The sequence below is a fragment of the Plasticicumulans lactativorans genome (assembly GCF_004341245.1).
GTDB classification, from domain to species: domain Bacteria; phylum Pseudomonadota; class Gammaproteobacteria; order Competibacterales; family Competibacteraceae; genus Plasticicumulans_A; species Plasticicumulans_A lactativorans.
The window spans coordinates 25,525-42,614 of the sequence record NZ_SLWY01000011.1; the positions used below are offsets into that span (position 1 = coordinate 25,525).

General features: G+C 70.0%; 15 protein-coding genes. 1 reads left to right on the forward strand and 14 read right to left on the reverse strand.

Going from position 1 to position 17,090, the window contains the following annotated elements:
* Window positions 1-233: 233 nt before the first annotated feature.
* From asd to leuC, 6 genes are all read right to left on the reverse strand, one after another.
* The gene (gene asd, locus EV699_RS10750; RefSeq protein ID WP_132542521.1) at window positions 234-1,346 is read right to left on the reverse strand and encodes an aspartate-semialdehyde dehydrogenase; all 1,113 of its coding nucleotides are present in this window, start codon (window positions 1,344-1,346) and stop codon (window positions 234-236) included.
* A 66-nt stretch (window positions 1,347-1,412) separates the two neighbouring features.
* A complete protein-coding gene (locus tag EV699_RS10755; protein WP_132542523.1) occupies window positions 1,413-1,721 on the reverse strand; it encodes a hypothetical protein in 309 nt (102 codons plus the stop codon).
* An 11-nt stretch (window positions 1,722-1,732) separates the two neighbouring features.
* The gene (gene leuB / locus EV699_RS10760) at window positions 1,733-2,809 is read right to left on the reverse strand and encodes a 3-isopropylmalate dehydrogenase (protein WP_132542525.1); all 1,077 of its coding nucleotides are present in this window, start codon (window positions 2,807-2,809) and stop codon (window positions 1,733-1,735) included.
* Window positions 2,810-3,052: 243 nt separating this feature from the next.
* Complete coding sequence (gene leuD / locus EV699_RS10765; protein WP_132542527.1) at window positions 3,053-3,691, reverse strand: 3-isopropylmalate dehydratase small subunit; 639 nt, start codon at window positions 3,689-3,691, stop codon at window positions 3,053-3,055.
* A gap of 36 nt (window positions 3,692-3,727) precedes the next feature.
* A complete protein-coding gene (locus EV699_RS10770; protein ID WP_132542529.1) occupies window positions 3,728-4,378 on the reverse strand; it encodes a glutathione S-transferase family protein in 651 nt (216 codons plus the stop codon).
* A 10-nt stretch (window positions 4,379-4,388) separates the two neighbouring features.
* Window positions 4,389-5,792, reverse strand: a complete 1,404-nt coding sequence (leuC, locus tag EV699_RS10775) for a 3-isopropylmalate dehydratase large subunit (RefSeq protein WP_132542531.1) — start codon at window positions 5,790-5,792, stop codon at window positions 4,389-4,391.
* A 117-nt stretch (window positions 5,793-5,909) separates the two neighbouring features.
* On the opposite strand from leuC, the gene EV699_RS10780 reads away from it, so the two are divergent.
* Complete coding sequence (locus EV699_RS10780; protein WP_132542533.1) at window positions 5,910-6,815, forward strand: LysR family transcriptional regulator; 906 nt, start codon at window positions 5,910-5,912, stop codon at window positions 6,813-6,815.
* A gap of 13 nt (window positions 6,816-6,828) precedes the next feature.
* Here the strand turns inward: EV699_RS10780 and EV699_RS10785 are convergent, their stop codons facing one another.
* The 8 genes from EV699_RS10785 to EV699_RS10820 all read right to left on the reverse strand — a co-directional run bounded on the left by EV699_RS10785 (window position 6,829) and on the right by EV699_RS10820 (window position 17,035).
* Window positions 6,829-8,781: an acetoacetate--CoA ligase gene (locus tag EV699_RS10785; protein WP_132542535.1), complete on the reverse strand. Its 1,953-nt coding sequence runs from the start codon at window positions 8,779-8,781 to the stop codon at window positions 6,829-6,831.
* Between the two features lie 49 nt (window positions 8,782-8,830).
* Window positions 8,831-10,066, reverse strand: a complete 1,236-nt coding sequence (locus tag EV699_RS10790; protein ID WP_132542537.1) for a phenylacetate--CoA ligase family protein — start codon at window positions 10,064-10,066, stop codon at window positions 8,831-8,833.
* A gap of 13 nt (window positions 10,067-10,079) precedes the next feature.
* Window positions 10,080-10,904: an ABC transporter ATP-binding protein gene (locus tag EV699_RS10795; protein WP_132542539.1), complete on the reverse strand. Its 825-nt coding sequence runs from the start codon at window positions 10,902-10,904 to the stop codon at window positions 10,080-10,082.
* A gap of 66 nt (window positions 10,905-10,970) precedes the next feature.
* The gene (locus EV699_RS10800; protein ID WP_132542541.1) at window positions 10,971-12,209 is read right to left on the reverse strand and encodes an ABC transporter substrate-binding protein; all 1,239 of its coding nucleotides are present in this window, start codon (window positions 12,207-12,209) and stop codon (window positions 10,971-10,973) included.
* Between the two features lie 61 nt (window positions 12,210-12,270).
* Window positions 12,271-13,335 carry a branched-chain amino acid ABC transporter permease gene (locus EV699_RS10805; protein ID WP_132542543.1) on the reverse strand — a complete coding sequence of 355 codons (1,065 nt, stop codon included), beginning with the start codon at window positions 13,333-13,335 and terminating at the stop codon, window positions 12,271-12,273.
* Window positions 13,336-13,338: 3 nt separating this feature from the next.
* The gene (locus EV699_RS10810; protein ID WP_132542545.1) at window positions 13,339-14,232 is read right to left on the reverse strand and encodes a branched-chain amino acid ABC transporter permease; all 894 of its coding nucleotides are present in this window, start codon (window positions 14,230-14,232) and stop codon (window positions 13,339-13,341) included.
* 11 nt (window positions 14,233-14,243) lie between these two features.
* Complete coding sequence (locus EV699_RS10815) at window positions 14,244-16,178, reverse strand: long-chain fatty acid--CoA ligase (protein ID WP_132542547.1); 1,935 nt, start codon at window positions 16,176-16,178, stop codon at window positions 14,244-14,246.
* The gene (locus tag EV699_RS10820) at window positions 16,175-17,035 is read right to left on the reverse strand and encodes an ABC transporter ATP-binding protein (RefSeq protein ID WP_132542549.1); all 861 of its coding nucleotides are present in this window, start codon (window positions 17,033-17,035) and stop codon (window positions 16,175-16,177) included. Before EV699_RS10820 ends, EV699_RS10815 begins: the two co-directional genes overlap by 4 nt.
* Between the last annotated feature and the right edge of the window lie 55 nt (window positions 17,036-17,090).

Sequence of the window (17,090 nt, forward strand, 5' to 3'; positions counted from 1 at the left end):
AGGGAGTGCCGTTACGCCGAAGCGGCATAGCGGCGCCGATGCCCGCTTTCGCGCGGATTCTCGGCCATTGTCACGCCATGACAGGCGCGTGCAGCACCTTATCCGCCGCTACCCGCAGATTCAAGCCCCGCTCCCGGCGCCGCGCGGACACCGGGCGGCCGGCGCAAAGCGGCGCCGGGCAGGGTCGAGCCTGCCGCCTGCCCGCGCGGGCAGGCGGCAGGAAGCGGTACCGCTCAGGCCTGCAGCAGGATGCGCAGCGTGCGCCGCAAGGGCTCCGCCGCCCCCCACAGCAACTGGTCGCCGCAGGTGAAGGCGCCGAGGAAGGTCGGGCCCATGTTCAGCTTGCGCAGACGTCCGACCGGCACGTGCAGCTTGCCGGTGACGGCGGTCGGCGTCAGTTCGCGCATCGAGATCTCGCGCTCGTTCGGGACGACCTTCACCCAGTCGTTGGCGGTGCCGATGATCTCGTTCAGTTCGTCGAGCGGCACGTCCTGCGTGAGCTTGATGGTCAGGGCCTGGCTGTGGCAGCGCATCGCCCCGATACGCACGCACAGCCCGTCGATGGCGATCGGGTCGGCCTCGCGTCCGAGGATCTTGTTGGTCTCGGCCTGCCCCTTCCACTCCTCGCGGCTCTGGCCGTTGTCGAGCTGCTTGTCGATCCACGGGATCAGCGAGCCGGCCAACGGCACGCCGAAGTGATCGGCCGGGAACGCGGTGGAACGCAGGGTATCGGCCACGATGCGATCGATCTCGAGGATGGCCGAGGCCGGATCGTCGAGCTGCGCCGCCACCGAGGCGTGAATCGCCCCCATCTGCCGGATCAGCTCGCGCATGTTGTTGGCGCCGGCCCCGGAGGCCGCCTGGTAGGTCATCGCGCTCATCCACTCGACCAGGCCGTGCCGGAACAGGCCACCCAGCGCCATCAGCATCAGGCTGACCGTGCAGTTGCCGCCGATGAAATCGCGACCGCCCTGATGCAGGGCACGCTCGATCACGTCGAGGTTGACCGGATCGAGCACGATGACCGCATCGTCCTTCATCCGCAGCGCCGAGGCGGCGTCGATCCAGTAGCCCTTCCAGCCCGCGGCGCGCAGTTGCGGGTAGATCTCGTGGGTGTAGTCGCCGCCCTGGCAGGAGATGATGGCGTCGGTCGCCTTGAGCTGGTCGATCGAGCGCGCGTCCTGCAACGCCGGCAGATCTTTGCCGATATCCGGGCCGCGCCCTCCCACGTTCGAGGTGGTGAAGAACACCGGATCGATCAGCGCGAAGTCGTTCTCCGCGCGCATCCGCTCCATCAGCACGGAACCGACCATTCCGCGCCACCCTACAAGCCCCACTCGCATCATCACTGCTTCCTCACCATTGCACGGCCCTGGCCGTGCATTCTAAAGAACCGTACCGCGCATCCGCCGCTAGCCCCAGGGTTGATGCCTGCTGGACGGGCGGCGCTTCACCAGGCGCCTGCCGATGAAGTAGCCGAGCAGCCCACCGACGACGGCGCAGACCGGGATCATCACGAAGGTGCTCCCCATCATCAGGCTGCGGGCGGTCTCCGCCTCTTCGATCAGCAACGGTCCCGTCGGGGATTCGCCGTTCATCAGGTGTGACAGCAGGCTGCCCACCACGGCTCCGCACAGCAGGCCGATCGTGAAGCCGATCGCGCGTGCGCGCTGCACGCGCTCGCGCGTGTGCACGTGCGGCTTGGTCGTATCCCCCGCCACGGCGGCCACCGTCAGTCAAGCGCGGCCACGACCGCGCCCCCCATTTCCGCCGTACCGACCCGCGTCGTGCCCTCCGAGGCGATGTCGGCGGTACGCAGGCCACGATCGAGCACGCGGCCGACGGCGCGCTCGATGCGCTCGGCCAGCGCGGGCTCGTTCAGCGTGTGGCGCAGCAGCATCGCCACCGACAGGATGGTCGCGAGCGGATTCGCCACCCCCCTGCCGGCGATGTCGGGCGCCGAGCCATGGATGGGCTCGTACATACCCTTGCCGTGCGCATCGAGCGAGGCCGAAGGCAGCATGCCGATCGAACCGGTGAGCTGCGCGGCGCAGTCCGACAGGATGTCGCCGAAGATGTTGCCGGTCACGATCACGTCGAACTGCTTCGGTGCTCGCACCAGCTGCATCGCGGCATTGTCGACGTACATGTGGCTCAGGCTCACCTCGGGGTAGTCCGCGGCGACGGTCTGGGCGATTTCGCGCCAGAGTTCCGACACTTCGAGCACGTTCGCCTTGTCCACCGAACACACCCGGCGATCGCGCTTCATCGCGGCGTCGAAGGCGGCGCGCATGATGCGCACGATCTCCGACTCGCGGTACACCATCGTGTTGAAGCCCTCGCGCTCGCCGCTGTCAAGGGTGCGGATGCCGCGCGGCTGGCCGAAGTAGATGTCGCCGGTCAGCTCGCGCACGATCATGATGTCGAGCCCCGACACCACCTCGGGCTTCAGCGCCGAGGCCGCGGCGAGCTGCGGGTAGAGGATCGCCGGGCGCAGGTTGGCAAACAGTTCGAGATCGGCGCGGATCGCCAGCAGCCCGCGCTCGGGCCGCAGCGGCCGTTCGATGGCCTCCCACTTCGGGCCACCGACCGCGCCGAGCAGGATTGCATCGGCCGCGCGCGCCAGGCGGCGCGTTTCCTCCGGGTAGGGCTGGCCGTGGGCGTCGACCGCGCAGCCCCCGAGCAGGCCGGACTCGAGTTCGACCGCAAGCCCGAAGTCTCGCCGCAGGGCTTCGAGCACCTTGACCGCCTCGGCGACGATCTCGGGCCCGATCCCGTCGCCGGGCAACACCAGAATCTTCTTGCTCATCACATCTCACCTGTCTGCCGGTCGCGCCGGACGGCGCCCGATCCAACCTCCAAGCAGCTTGTGTGCCAAACCACCGAACACCGCCCCGGGTGCCCGTCCGGCGGCGCTGGCGGCCCCTGGCGCATCGCCAAGTGCCTGCCCCGCCGTCACCCGCTCCGCCCGCCGTCATCGCGCTCGCCGCGCTCCCGCCGGGGCTTCGCACCGACTGTAAAAAAATCTAACGGTACCGGGAGCGGACAGCGCCTAGCCGAACAGCCAGGGCGCCTCCTCGCGCCGCCTCGCCTCGTAGGCGCGGATGTCGTCGGCGTGCTGCAGGGTCAGGCCGATGTCGTCGAGGCCGCCGACCAGGCAGTGCTTGCGGAACGGGTCGATGTCGAAGCCGAACACCTCGCCGGCGGGCGTGGTGACGGTCTGCGCGGGCAGGTCGATGGTCAGCGCGTAGCCCTGCTGCGTCGCCACCGCGGCGAACAGGCGGTCGACGACGCCGGCGTCGAGGCGGATCGGCAGCACGCCGTTCTTGCCGCAGTTGTTGAAGAAGATGTCGGCGAAGCTCGGCGCGATCACCGCGCGGAAGCCGTAGTCGTCCAGCGCCCACACGGCGTGCTCGCGCGAGCTGCCGCAGCCGAAGTTCTCGCGCGCGAGCAGCACGCTGGCACCGGCGTAGCGCGGCTGGTTGAGCACGAAGTCCGGGTTGCGCGGGCGCGTCGCGCAGTCCTGCCCGGGCTGGCCGACATCCAGGTAGCGCCATTCGTCGAACAGGTTGGGGCCGAAGCCCGAGCGCTTGATCGACTTCAGGAACTGCTTGGGGATGATGGCGTCGGTGTCGACGTTCGGCCGGTCGAGCGGGGCGACCAGTCCGGTGTGGCGAGTGAAAGCCTGCATGACGTCACCTTCTCTGTACGCTGGGGGCCGCGGGCTTCAGCGGCCGCATTCGAATGCTTCGATCACATCGGGTTCGCGCGCGGCGGCGTCGGCCCAGGCACGCACGTGCACATCCGCGCGCAGCGTGGCGAGGTAGTCGTCCACCACGCCGGGGCGGCTGATGCCGTACGGCGGGAAGCGGAAGGCGAAGGGCGCGAACATCGCGTCGGCGATCGAGAACGGCCCGAACAGCCACGGGCCGTCGACGCCGAAGCGCGCGCGGCAGTCGCCCCAGATCGCCTCGATGCGCGCGATCTCGGCCTCGACCTCGGGGGTCAGCGTCACCCGGCGCCCGCTGGCGCGGGCGTTCATGCAGAGGGTGCTGCGGATGGCCGGGAAGCCCGCGTGCATCTCCGTGCTCACCGCGCGCGCCACGGCGCGGGCGCGCGAATCGGCGGGCCACAGCGTCGGCGCGAGTTCGGCGAGGCGCTCGCAGATCGCGAGCGACTCCCACACCACCAGGCCGCCTTCGCGCCACACCGGCACCTTGCCCGAGGGCGACAGCTCGGCGATGCGCGCCGCGCCCTCGGCGGTGCCGAGGCGCACCGGCACCTCTTCGAAATCGATGCCGGCGTGGCGCGCGGCGAGCCAGGGGCGCAGCGACCACGATGAGTACGTCTTGTTGCCGATCACCAGTTGCGCACGCATGGCAGCCGCCTCAGAACCCGCGCACGTCGACGAAATGGCCGGCGATCGCCGCCGCCGCCGCCATCGCCGGGCTCACCAGGTGCGTGCGTCCGCCGGCCCCCTGGCGCCCCTCGAAGTTGCGGTTGCTGGTGCTCGCGCAATGCTCGCCGGGGCCGAGCCGGTCGGCGTTCATCGCCAGGCACATCGAGCAGCCGGGTTCGCGCCATTCGAAACCCGCCGCCGTGAACACGCGGTCGAGCCCCTCGGCCTCGGCCTGCGCCTTGACCAGGCCCGAGCCCGGCACCACCAGCGCCTGCTTGACGCTGGCGGCGACCTTGCGGCCGCGGACCACCGCGGCGGCCGCGCGCAGGTCCTCGATGCGGGCGTTGGTGCACGAACCGATGAAGATGCGGTCGAGCGCGATCGCCGTCACCGGCAGCCTGGCCGTGAGCCCCATGTAGGCCAGCGCCTTCTCCATGCCGCTGCGTCTGACCGGATCGGCCTCGACGGCCGGGTCGGGCACCTGGCCGGAGATCGGCACGACCATCTCGGGCGAGGTGCCCCAGGTCACCTGCGGCTCGATGCTCTCGGCGCGGATCTCGACCAGGGCATCGAAGGTCGCGTCGACGTCGGAGTGCAGCGTGCGCCACCACGCCACCGCCTGCTCCCAGTGTTCGGGCCGCGGCGCGTGCGCACGGCCGCGCAGGTATTCGATGGTGGTGTCGTCGACGGCGATCATGCCGGCGCGCGCGCCGGCCTCGATCGCCATGTTGCACACCGTCATGCGGCCTTCCATCGACAGCGCGCGGATGGCGCTGCCGCCGAACTCGATCGCGTAGCCGGTGCCGCCGGCGGTGCCGATGCGCCCGATGATCGCCAGCACGATGTCCTTGGCGGTCACGCCGGGGCCGACCTCGCCGTCGACGCGCACCAGCATGGCCTTGGACTTCTTCTGCACCAGGCACTGCGTCGCCATCACGTGCTCGACTTCCGAGGTGCCGATGCCGAAGGCGAGCGCGCCGAAGGCGCCGTGGGTCGAGGTGTGCGAATCACCGCAGACCACCGTCATCCCCGGCAGCGTGGCGCCCTGCTCCGGGCCGACCACGTGCACGATGCCGCGGCGGGCGTCGCCGATGCGGTAGTACTCGAGGCTGAAGGTGCGGGCATTGGCGTCGAGCGTCTCGACCTGGGTGCGCGACACCGGATCGGCGATCTCGGTGAAGCCGGGGTCGGTCGGCGTGTTGTGGTCGGCCATCGCGACGATGGCGTCGCGCCGCCACAGGGGCCGGCCGGCCAGTTGCAGGCCCTCGAAGGCCTGCGGCGAGGTGACCTCGTGGACCAGGTGCCGGTCGATGTAGAGCAGCGCCGTGCCATCGGCCTCGGTGCGCACGACGTGGGCGTCCCAGAGCTTGTCGTAGAGGGTCTTGGCGGACATGGCGGGTCTCTCCTCAGCAGGTGCCAGACAGGTTACGAGCGCACGGTCAATAAAACAAATTCATCTTGTTCATGGATTGCATGACAATCAGGAATTCCATGGCTTGATGGAGCCTGCATGGATATAGACAGCCTGATCGCATTCGTCGCGGTGGCCGAGACGGCGTCGTTCTCGCTCGCCGGCGAACGCCTCCACCTGACCCAGCCCGCGGTGAGCAAGCGCATCGGCGCGCTCGAAGCCCGGCTGGGCGCACGGCTGTTCGACCGCATCGGCCGGCGCGTGCTGATCACCGAGGCCGGGCGCACGCTGCTGCCGCGCGCGCGGCGCATCCTCGCCGAGCTCGACGACTGCCGGCGCGCGCTCGACAACCTCTCGGGGGCGATCGCCGGGCCGCTCGTGCTCGCCACCAGCCACCACATCGGCCTGCACCGCCTGCCGCCGATCCTGCGCCGCTTCGCGGTGCGCCACCCGCAGGTGCGGCTCGACATGCGCTTCATGGATTCGGAAGTCGCCTGCGCGCAGGTGCTGCACGGCGAGGTCGAGCTCGCCATCGTCACGCTGCCGGACGTCCCGCCCGCGGCGCTCACGCTGACGCCGCTGTGGCGCGACGTCCTCGTGCTGGTCACCGACCACGTGCACCCGCTCGCCAAGCAGCGCCGCGTGTCGCCGCAGCAGCTGATGGGCTACCCGGCGATCCTCCCCGGCGCCGGCACCTTCACGCGGCGGCTGATCGACCGTCTGTTCGAACCGCTGGGGCTGGAGCCGCCGGTGGCGTTCTCCACCAACTACCTGGAGACCATCAAGATGATGGTCTCGGTGGGGATGGGCTGGAGCCTGCTGCCGCAGATCATGGTCGACGGCAGCCTGGCGGCGCTGGAACTCGCCGGCGGCTGCCCCGATCGCCGCCTCGGGGTGGTGACGCACGCGCGGCAGACGCCGTCGAACGCGGCGCGGGCGATGCTGGAACTGCTGGCGTGCGAGGCGCCCGGTGACGGCGTCGCCGCGCCGTGGCGCGGCTACTGAAGGGCTGCCGCGCTCAGCAGGCGAGTTCCGGGCGGTCGCGGAACAGCGCCAGGGCCTCGGGGTTGGCGAGCGCCTCGACGTTCTTCACCGGGCGGCAGTGGACCACCTCGCGCACCGCCAGTTCGACGATCTTGCCGCTCTTGGTGCGCGGGATGTCGGCCACCTGCAGCACCTTCGCCGGCACGTGCCGCGGCGTGGTGTTGGCGCGGATCTGCTGCTGGATCTTCGCCACCAGCGCGGCGTCGAGGACGAGGCCCTCGCGCAGGCGCACGAACAGCACCACGCGCACGTCCCCCGCCCACTCCTGGCCGATCACCAGGCTCTCGACCACCTCGTCGAGGCGCTCGACCTGGCGGTAGATCTCGGCGGTGCCGATGCGCACGCCGCCGGGGTTGAGCACGGCGTCGGAGCGGCCGTAGATGACCAGCCCGTCGTGCCCGGTGAGCTCGACGTAGTCGCCGTGGCACCACACGCCCGGAAAGCGCTCGAAGTACGCGGCGCGGTACCTGGCGCCGTCGGGGTCGTTCCAGAAGCCGAGCGGCATCGACGGGAACGGCGCGGTGCACACCAGTTCGCCCTTCTCGCCGCGCAGCGGCCGCCCGGCGTCGTCCCACACCTCGACCTTGAGGCCGAGGCCGCGGCACTGCAGTTCGCCGCGCCACACCGGCAGCACCGGGTTGCCGAGCGCAAAGCAGGAGAGGATGTCGGTGCCGCCGGAGATCGAGCTCAGCTGCACGTCGGCCTTCACGTCGCGGTAGACGTAGTCGAAGCTCTCCGGCAGCAGCGGGCTGCCGGTCGAGAGGATGGCGCGCAGGCGCGCCAGGCGGTGCGTGCGCGCCGGGGCGAGCCCGGCCTTGGCGCAGGCATCGAGGTACTTGGCCGAGGTCCCGAGCACGTCCATGTCCTCGGCATCGGCGTAGTCGAACAGCACGCGGCCGTCGGGGTAGAACGGCGAGCCGTCGTAGAGCAGCACGGTGGCCTCGCAGGCGAGCGCGGCGACCAGCCAGTTCCACATCATCCAGCCGCAGGTGGTGAAGTAGAACACGCGGTCGCCGGGCTTGACGTCGACGTGCAGGCGGTGCTCCTTGACCTGCTGCAGCAGCGTGCCGCCGACCCCGTGCACGATGCACTTGGGCACGCCGGTGGTGCCGGAGCTGAACATGATGTACAGCGGGTGATCGAACGGCAGGCGGACGTAGTCGATCGGCCCGGCCGGCTGGGCGGCGAGGTAGTCGTCGAAGCGCACGGCATCGGCGAGGCCGTCGAGCACCGGGGCGGCGTCGAGGTAGCCCACCACCAGCACGCGCGCGAGCGTGGGCAGGCCGGCGCGGATCTCGGCGAGCTTGCCGCGCACGTCGATGCGCTTGCCATTGTAGTGGTAGCCGTCGCAGGCGAGCAGCACCTTCGGGGTGATCTGGCCGAAGCGGTCGAGCACGCCGCTGACGCCGAAGTCCGGCGAGCACGACGACCAGATCGCGCCGAGGCTCGCCGTGGCGAGCATGCCGATGACGGTCTCGGGCATATTCGGCATGAAGGCACAGACGCGGTCGCCCGCCTGCACGCCGTCGGCGGCGAGCGCGCGCGCCAGGCGCGCCACCTGCGCCTGCAGCTCGGCCCAGCTCAGGCGCCGGCGCACCTTGTCCTCGCCCCAGAACACCAGCGCGTCGCCGTCATCGTTGCGGCGCAGCAGGTTCTCGGCGAAGTTCAGCCGCGCCTCGGGGAACCAGCGCGCCCCCGGCATGCGCCCGGCGTCGGCGAGCACCACGCCGCCGGGCTCGCCGACGAGGCGGGCGTCGTCCCACACGGCGCGCCAGAACGCCGCCGGCTCGGCGAGCGACCAGGCGTACAGCGCGGCGTAGTCGGGCAGGTCCACGCCGTGTTCGCGCGCGATGCGCTGGCGCAGGGCGGTGAGGTTGGCGGCTTCGATGCGCGCAGCCGAAGGCTGCCACAACGGGGCGTCGGTCATCGGAATCTCCCAGGTGGATCGTCGAATAATTGGTTTCGATCGAAACTTTTTACCCGTGCTGACGCCGATCGTCAATCACCTTGCCATCGCGCGGCAGGCTGTCGGGCGCCACCAGGCGGACCTCGCCGCGCAGCTTGGTCAGCTCGCGCAGGCTCGCGGCGAGCGCCTCGGCAAGCCCGGCGGGCGCGCCGGCCGCCTCGACGCGCAGCATCATCACGTCGTCGAGGCCGTCGCGGTCGACCACCAGCCGCCCGCGCCCGGCCTCGGGGTGGCGCTTGAGCACCGCCGCGACCTGCCCCGGGTGCACGAACATTCCGCGCACCTTGGTGGTCTGGTCGGCGCGCCCGAGCCAGCCGCGCAGGCGCCGGTTGGTGCGCCCGCAGGGGCTGGTGCCCGGCAGTTCGGCGGAGAGGTCGCCGGTGCCGAAGCGGATCAGCGGGTAGTCGGGGTTCAGCGTGGTGACGACGACCTCGCCCACCTCCCCCGCCGGCAGCGGGTCGCCGGTGCCGGGGGTGACGATCTCGACGATCAGCTCCTCGTCGACGACGAGCCCCTCGCGCGCCGGGGTTTCGTAGGCGATCAGACCGAGGTCGGCGGTGCCGTAGCACTGCAGCACCGTCACCCCGTGCGCCTCGATCGCCGCGCGCAGCGCCGGCGGCAGCGCCTCGCCGGTGACCAGCGCGCGGCGCAGACATTCGACCGGGGTGCCGGTCTCGGCCGCCCGCTCGAGCAGGATGCGCAGGAACGAGGGCGTGCCGACGTAGCCGTCGGGGCGCAGGTCGGCGATCGCCGCGAGCTGCAGTTCGGTCTGCCCGGTCCCCGCCGGGAACACCGTGCAGCCGAGCGCGAGCAGCCCGCTCTCGAACATCGAGCCGGCCGGGGTGAAGTGGTACGAGAAGGCGTTGTGCACGAGCTGCCCGGCGCGGAAGCCGGCGGCGTGCAGCGCGCGCGCGAAGCGCCAGTAGTCGGTGCGCCGCCCCTCGGGCTCGTACAACGGCCCCGGCGACTGGAATACCTTGCCGAGCGCGCCCCAGCCGGCGGCGGCGTAGCCGCCGAACGGTGGGCGGGCGCGCTGGCGCTCGGCGAGCTCGCCCTTGCGCGTCACCGGCAGGCGCGCCAGTGCCGCGCGTGTCGTCACCGCGGCGGCGTCGACGCCGGCGAGCGCCTCGGCGAGCGCCGGCGCGGCGCGCTGCGCATGCGCGATCTGCCCCGGCAGCGCCGCCAGCAGCCGCGCCTCGCGCAGCTCCGCGGGCGCGGTCTCGCGGTCGTCGTAGAACCTGCTCATGTCCGCCCCCGCCTCACAGCCAGCGCTTGCGGCGCTTGTAGGACTTCAGGTTCTTGAAGGACTTGCGCTCCTCGCCGCCGCCGTGGCCGAGGTAGAAGTCCTTCACGTCCTGGTTGTTCAGCAGTTCGGTCTGGGTGCCGTCGAGCACGATCTTGCCCGACTCCATGATGTAGCCGTAGCCGGCATGGTGCAGCGCCATGTTGGCGTTCTGCTCCACGATCAGCATCGTGATGCCCTGCTCGCGGTTGATCTTGTGGATGATGTTGAACACCTCCTTGACCAGCAGCGGCGACAGCCCCATCGACGGTTCGTCGAGCAGGATCATCTTCGGGCGCGCCATCACCGCCCGGCCGATCGCGAGCATCTGCTGCTCGCCGCCCGACAGGTAGCCGGCGAGCCCGGTGCGTTCCTTGAGCCGCGGGAAGTAGCTGAACACCCGCTCGATGTCGTCGCGCACCTGGCCGTCGCGGCGGGTGAAGGCGCCGAGGCGCAGGTTCTCGATCACCGTCATGTCGCCGATGATCCGCCGCCCCTCCATCACCTGGAAGATGCCGCGGCGGACGATGGCTTCCGGGTCGCGGTTGCTGATCTCCTCGCCCATGAAGTTCACCGAGCCGCGGGTGACCTCGCCGCGTTCGGTCTTCAGCAGTCCGGAGATGGCCTTCAGCGTGGTCGACTTGCCGGCCCCGTTGGGGCCGAGCAGGGTGACGATCTCGCCTTCCGGGACTTCGAGGCTGACGCCGCGCAGCACCAGGATGACCTCGTCGTAGACGACCTCGATGTTGTTCACCGAGAGGATGCTCGGCTTGGTTTCAATGCGTTCGGCCGCTGCCGCCATGTCGGAACCTCCGCGTCGACGCCCCGGGAGTCGGCGGCGGCCCGGTGTCGGGCCGCCGCCGGCCGCTCACCAGCCGAGCCAGTCGGGGCGGCGTTCGAGGGTGGCCGTGTAGATCTTCTCGAAGCCCTTGTCGGTGCTCTGGTACACCAGCACCTGGTTGGTGCCGCGGTGGTCCTCGGCGGTCCAGGTCGACTTCAGGCAGACGTCGCCGAGTTCCTCCGGCCGGTGGTCCCGGAACTGCTCCATCGCCGCCTTGATGTTGGTGCCGGTGATGCCGCCGGCCATCCTGTCGGCGGCGAGCATCGCGTCACGCATCAGGAACACGCCGCAGACGGCGCGCATGTAGTGCAGCGGGCGCACCTCGCTGCCGGCGGCATCCGACACCTTCGACACCTCGCGCACCACCGCCATGCCGGGGACGTCGTCCTTCCACCCCGCCGCACCCACCACCCAGACGATGCTCCTGCCGGCACCGGCGGCCGCGGCCTCGGCGTACTCGTCCCAGCCCCAGACGTTCGACAGGAACTGGGTGTCCACGCCGACCGTCCGGCACGACTGCAGCAGCGAGATGTTCGATCCCGAGGTGTTGGCGAGATAGGCGTAGTGGGCGCCGGACTCCTTGAGGCTCAGGCATTGCGCCTTGAAGTCGCCGGGCTTCAGCGAGTAGACGATCGGGTTCAGCACCTCGAAGCCGAGCTCCTTGGCATAGGCGGCGCAGCCCTCCTTCGGCGCGTTCGGATACGGGTGGTTGTCCCCCATGTGCACGAATTTGGGCGCGCCCTTGCCGCCTTTCCGCTTCCAGTCCTCGGCGGCCCACTGCACCACGCCGCGGCAGCCGTCGGTGTACGACGGGCCGTAGAAGAAGTTGTACGGCGCCGGCGCCTTGACGTACTGGCTCTTGCCCTGCGGATCGGTCAGGTGGCCCGAGTACGAGGCCGACATGAAGAACACCTTGTCGGTCGCCGCGAACTGCGCCAGCGCCTCGGTATCCGCGGTGCCCCAGCCCTGCACCGCCACCGGCTTGGCGTCGGCCGACATCCACTTCTTGTAGGTGGCGATGGCCTGCGGCGCGTTGTAGCCGTAGTCGACGGTCTGGAAGGCGATCCTGCGGCCGTTGATGCCGCCCTTCTGGTTGAGGTAGTTCAGCGCGTCGGCGACGCCCTGGCCGTAGGGCCTGCCGACGTCCGAGGTCGGGCCGGTGTAGGCTGCGAGGTGGCCGACGACGATGTCGTCGGCGAGCGCCGGGGCCGCGGCGGCGGCCAGCAGCGCGAGCGCCAGCGGATGGAGCACGGCGTGCTTGTGCATTGTTGGATGTTCTCCTCGTGCGCGGCCACGTCTGGCGGTGGCCCGTCGTTGCCAGGCGTTCTCAGTACGAGAACGGGTAGAGCTTCCAGTACGCCTTGGTCAGCTTCCAGCGGTGGGCGAGCCCCTGCGGCTCGAAGATCAGGAACAGGATGATGGCGAGCCCGATCGCCATCTGCTTGAGGTAGGCGACGCTGTCCTTGAGCCCCGGGATCACCCCGCCGAGCCCCTGGGCGCTGGCCTCCATGACCTCGGGCAGCAGCACCATGAAGGCGGTGCCGAGCAGCGAGCCCATCACCGAGCCGAGGCCGCCGATGATGATCATGCCGAGGAACTGGATCGACAGCAGGATGGTGAAGCCCTCGGCCGAGACGAAGCCCAGGTAGTGCCCGTACAGCGCCCCGCCGACGCCGGCGTAGAACGATGCCGAGCCGAAGGCGAGGATGCGGTACTTGGTCAGGTTGATGCCCATGATCTCGGCCGACAGGTAGTGGTCGCGCACCGCCACGTAGGCGCGCCCGTCGCGCGAGCGCAGCAGGTTGGCGCCGGCCAGGTACATGACGATCACCGCCACCAGCACCACGTAGAAGAAGCGCTGGTCGTTGTTGAAGGCGAAGCCGAACAGCGTGAACGGCTGCGCCAGCGCGCCGGCCGAGCCGCCGGTGAACCACTCGGCGCGAGCGAAGAAGTCCTCGAGGATGAACTGCGAGGCGAGCGTGGCGATGGCGAGGTAGAGCCCCTTCAGGCGCCCCGCCGGGATGCCGACGAACATGCCCACCGCGGTGGTGAGCAGGCCGGCGAGCGGCACCGCGAGCACCACCGGCAGGCCGAAGCGGTTGTTGAGCCAGGCCGAGCAGAACGCGCCGAAGCCGAAGAAGGCCGCGTGGCCGAGCGAGATCTGCCCGGTGAAGCCCACCAGGATGTTCAGCCCCAGCGCGGCGATGCCGTAGTAGCCGATCTGGATCAGCAGGTTCAGGTAGTAGGCGTTGAGCCACAGCGGAAAGCTCGCCGCCAGCACCACCGCGCCGAGCGCGACCCGGCGCGACATCGGCGTCGGGAAGATCGTCGTGTCGGCGCGGTAGCTGGTGCGGAACTCGCCGCAGCGCATGGTCGTGTGTCCGCCGGACATCGTTCAGATCCTCTCGATGTTGCGGGTGCCGAACAGGCCGTACGGCTTGATCATCAGGATGATCACCAGCGCGTAGAACGGCGCCACGGTGTAGAGGTTGCCGATGTGCAGCCACTGGCTGTCGAAGTACTCGGCGACGTTCTCGAGCACGCCGATGACGAGGCCGCCGACGATGGCGCCGACGATCGAGTCGAGCCCGCCGAGGATCACCGCCGGGAACACCTTGATGCCGAAGAACGACAGCGCCGAGGACACGCCGTTGACCATGCCGACGACCACCCCGGCGAGCGCCGACACCACCGCCGAGATCGCCCAGGCCATCGCGAACACCTGCTTCACCGACACCCCCAGGCTCTGCGCCGCCTGCTGGTCGTAGGCGGTGGCGCGCATCGCCAGGCCGATCCGCGAGTGTTTGAAGAACCAGTAGAAGCCCGCCATGATCACCACCGAGATCAGCAGGCTCATCAGGTAGGCGCTCTGCACCTGCAGCCCGAGCACGTTGACGGCCGCGTGCTCGAACACCGGCGGGAAGGGCTTGGCGAAGACGCCGAAGATCCAGCCCATCAGCGCCTGGAACACCATCGACAGGCCGATCGTCACCATGATCACCGAGATGATCGGCTGGCCGATCATCGGCCGCAGCACCACGATCTGCAGCAGCACGCCGAAGATCGCCATGAAGGCGAAGGTCAGCGGCAGCCCCGCCCACAGCGGCAGCCGGTATTCGGTCATGAACCACCAGCACACCCAGGCGCCGATCAGCAGGAACTCGCCCTGGGCGAAGTTGACGATCTGCGTCGACTTGTAGATGAGCACGAAGCACATCGCGACCACGCCGTAGAGCGTGCCGACGATCAGCCCGTTGACGACGAGTTGCAGCAGGAAGTCGAGGTTCATGGCGGGGCTCCTCAGGCGGCCGCGCGCGGCGCGTGCGCGGGCGGCAGCAGGTCGACGATGCGCAGATCGGCGCGGATGCGCGATCTGCTGCCGTCCTGGAAGGTGATCACCGTGTCCACCGCGACGCTGGCCGCATCGCCGTAGATGCCTTTGATGATGTCCGCGTACTTCTCGGCGATGACGCCGCGGCGCACCTTGCGCGTGCGCGTCAGCTCCCCGTCGTCGGGGTCGAGCTCCTTGTAGAGCAGCACGAAGCGGCGGATGCGCTGCGCCTCGGGCAGGTGCGCGTTGACCGCCTTGAGCTCCGCCTCGAGCAGGCGGTAGACCTGCGGCTGCGACGCCAGGTTGGTGTAGTTGGTGAAGGCGATGCCCTGCGCCTCGGCCCACTTGGCGACGATGCCGTAGCGGATGCAGACGATCGCCGACAGGTACGGACGCTTGTCGCCGAGGATCACCGCCTCGGCGATGTACGGCGAGAACTTGAGCTTGTTCTCGATGTACTGCGGCGAGAAGCGCGCGCCGTCCGCGGTGGTGGCGATGTCCTTGATGCGGTCGATCACCACCAGGTGGCCGCGCGCGTTGATGTAGCCGGCGTCGCCGGTGTACATCCAGCCGTCGCGCTTGTCCTTCGCGGTGGCCTCGGCGTTCCGGTAGTAGCCGAGGAACATCCCGGCGTTGCGCGCGACGATCTCGCCGACGCCGTTGGCGTCGGGCGCCTCGATGCGCAGCTGCGCGTCGTCGAAGGGCACGCCGACGCTGTCGAAATCGACGTCGTCGGCCCGGTGCACGGTGTAGGCGCCGGCGAGTTCGGTCTGGCCGTAGAGCTGGCGCAGCGGCACCCCCATCGCCAGGAAGAACTTGAAGGTGTCGGGCCCGAGCGCGGCCCCGCCGGTGGCCGCCGAGCGCAGGTAGGTGAAGCCGAGGCGGTCGCGCAGCGCGCGGAACAGGATCAGGTCGGCGAGCGGCGAGCGGCGGCCCTCGGCGAGCGCGGCCCGGCCGAGCTTCATGCCGTAGTCGAACAGCGCGCGCTTGAAGCGGTCGGCGTCCATCATGCGGCTGCGCACGTCGGCGGCGATCGACTCCCACACGCGCGGCGCGAGCAGCACGAAGGTCGGCCCGATCTCGCGCAGGTCCGCCATCAGGGTCTCGGCGCTCTCGACGAAGTTCACGGTGCAGCGCGCGATCAGCCACTGCGCCACCGCGTACACCTGCTCCATCACCCACGGCAGCGGCAGCACCGACACGTAGCGGTCGCCCGGCCGCTTCGGATCGGCGCGCAGGTAGGCGGTGCAGTGCTCGATGAACGGCCCGCCCTGCATCATGCTGAGCTTCGGCGCCGAGGTCGTGCCCGAGGTGGTGCAGAGGATCGCGACGTCCTCGCCGCTGCCGGCGGCGACGAGCTCGGCGTACAGCCCCGGCTGCTCGGCGTGCAGTTGCGCGCCGCGCGCGCAGACCTGTTCGAGCCCGATCAGGCGCGGGTCGTCGTACTTGCGCATGCCGCGCGGGTCGCAGTAGACGATGTGGCGCAGCCCCGGGCAGTCGTCGGCGATCTCGAGCAGCTTGTCGGCCTGCTCCTCGTCCTCGGCGACCACCACGTGGGTCTCGGCGTAGTTGAGGAGGTAGGCCACCTCCTCGTTCATCGAATCCTGGTAGATGCCGAGGCTCAGCGCGCCGACGGCGTGCGCGGCGACCTCGCTCCACACCCACTGCGGGCGGTTGTCGCCGATGATGCCGACCACCTGGCCGCGGCGCAGGCCGAGCGCATGGAGGCCGAGCGCGATCTCGCGCACGCGCGCGGCGCAGTCCTCCCAGGTGAACTCGTTCCAGATGCCGAAGTCCTTCTCGCGCATCGCCACCTCGCGCGGCCAGTGCTCGGCGTTGTGCGCGAGCAGCTTGGGCAGGGTGTCGTAGCGGCGCACGTCCGGGTACTGCGGCAGCGCGCTCATGCCGGCCCCCCGGCATCGGCCACCACGCTCATCTCGACGTCGGCGCCGAGGTAGGCGGTCTTCACGTGCGGGTTCTCGATGATCGCCTCGGGCGCGCCCTCGGCGATCTTGCGGCCGAAGTCGAGCACCATGATCCGGTGCGACACGTCCATCACCACGCCCATGTCGTGCTCGATCATGATCACCGTCATGCCCCACTCCTCGTTGAGGTCGAGGATGTAGCGGGCCATGTCCTCCTTCTCCTCGAGGTTCATGCCGGCCATCGGCTCGTCGAGCAGGATCAGGTCGGGCTTCAGCGCGATCGCCCGCGCCAGCTCCACGCGCTTGCGCAGCCCGTAGGACAGCGTGCCCGCGATCGCCTTGCGGATGTGGGTGATCTCGAGGAAGTCGATGATCTCCTCGACGGCGCGCCGGTGTTCGAGCTCCTCGCGCTGCGCGCCGCCGATCCAGTACAGGGCGCCGGTGAAGAAGTTGTTCTTCAGCAGGTGATGGCGCCCGACCATGATGTTGTCGAGCACCGTCATGTGGTTGAACAGCGCGAGGTTCTGGAAGGTGCGGCCGATGCCGAGGTGGCAGCGCTCGTTGGGGCGCAGCGCGGTGACGTCGGTGCCCTTGAACGCGATGCGCCCGCGCGACGGGCGGTAGCGCCCCGACACGCAGTTGAGCAGCGAGGTCTTGCCGGCGCCGTTCGGGCCGATGATCGAGAACACCTCCTGCGGGCGCACCTCGAAGCTCACCTCGGTGAGCGCCTTGATGCCGCCGAAGGTGAGCGAGATGGCGTCGACCGCGAGCAGCGGCGCGGCGGCGACGGCGCTGGCGACGGGGCGTGCGGCGGAAACCTGCGGCAGCGCGCTCATCGCCCGGCCTCCGGGTCGGCGCGCGGGGGCGCGAGGGGCACCTGTGGGGTCATCG

Excerpts from the sequence above, each read along its gene's own strand:
- asd (WP_132542521.1), bottom strand. The coding sequence starts at position 1,346 with ATGATGCGAGTGGGGCTTGTAGGGTGGCGCGGAATGGTCGGTTCCGTG.
- EV699_RS10815 (WP_132542547.1), bottom strand. The coding sequence starts at position 16,178 with ATGAGCGCGCTGCCGCAGTACCCGGACGTGCGCCGCTACGACACCCTG.
- EV699_RS10770 (WP_132542529.1), bottom strand. The coding sequence starts at position 4,378 with ATGCGTGCGCAACTGGTGATCGGCAACAAGACGTACTCATCGTGGTCG.
- leuC (WP_132542531.1), bottom strand. The coding sequence starts at position 5,792 with ATGTCCGCCAAGACCCTCTACGACAAGCTCTGGGACGCCCACGTCGTG.
- EV699_RS10800 (WP_132542541.1), bottom strand. The coding sequence starts at position 12,209 with ATGCACAAGCACGCCGTGCTCCATCCGCTGGCGCTCGCGCTGCTGGCC.
- EV699_RS10810 (WP_132542545.1), bottom strand. The coding sequence starts at position 14,232 with ATGAACCTCGACTTCCTGCTGCAACTCGTCGTCAACGGGCTGATCGTC.
- leuD (WP_132542527.1), bottom strand. The coding sequence starts at position 3,691 with ATGCAGGCTTTCACTCGCCACACCGGACTGGTCGCCCCGCTCGACCGG.
- EV699_RS10780 (WP_132542533.1), top strand. The coding sequence starts at position 5,910 with ATGGATATAGACAGCCTGATCGCATTCGTCGCGGTGGCCGAGACGGCG.
- EV699_RS10820 (WP_132542549.1), bottom strand. The coding sequence starts at position 17,035 with ATGAGCGCGCTGCCGCAGGTTTCCGCCGCACGCCCCGTCGCCAGCGCC.
- EV699_RS10790 (WP_132542537.1), bottom strand. The coding sequence starts at position 10,066 with ATGAGCAGGTTCTACGACGACCGCGAGACCGCGCCCGCGGAGCTGCGC.
- EV699_RS10785 (WP_132542535.1), bottom strand. The coding sequence starts at position 8,781 with ATGACCGACGCCCCGTTGTGGCAGCCTTCGGCTGCGCGCATCGAAGCC.
- leuB (WP_132542525.1), bottom strand. The coding sequence starts at position 2,809 with ATGAGCAAGAAGATTCTGGTGTTGCCCGGCGACGGGATCGGGCCCGAG.
- EV699_RS10795 (WP_132542539.1), bottom strand. The coding sequence starts at position 10,904 with ATGGCGGCAGCGGCCGAACGCATTGAAACCAAGCCGAGCATCCTCTCG.
- EV699_RS10805 (WP_132542543.1), bottom strand. The coding sequence starts at position 13,335 with ATGTCCGGCGGACACACGACCATGCGCTGCGGCGAGTTCCGCACCAGC.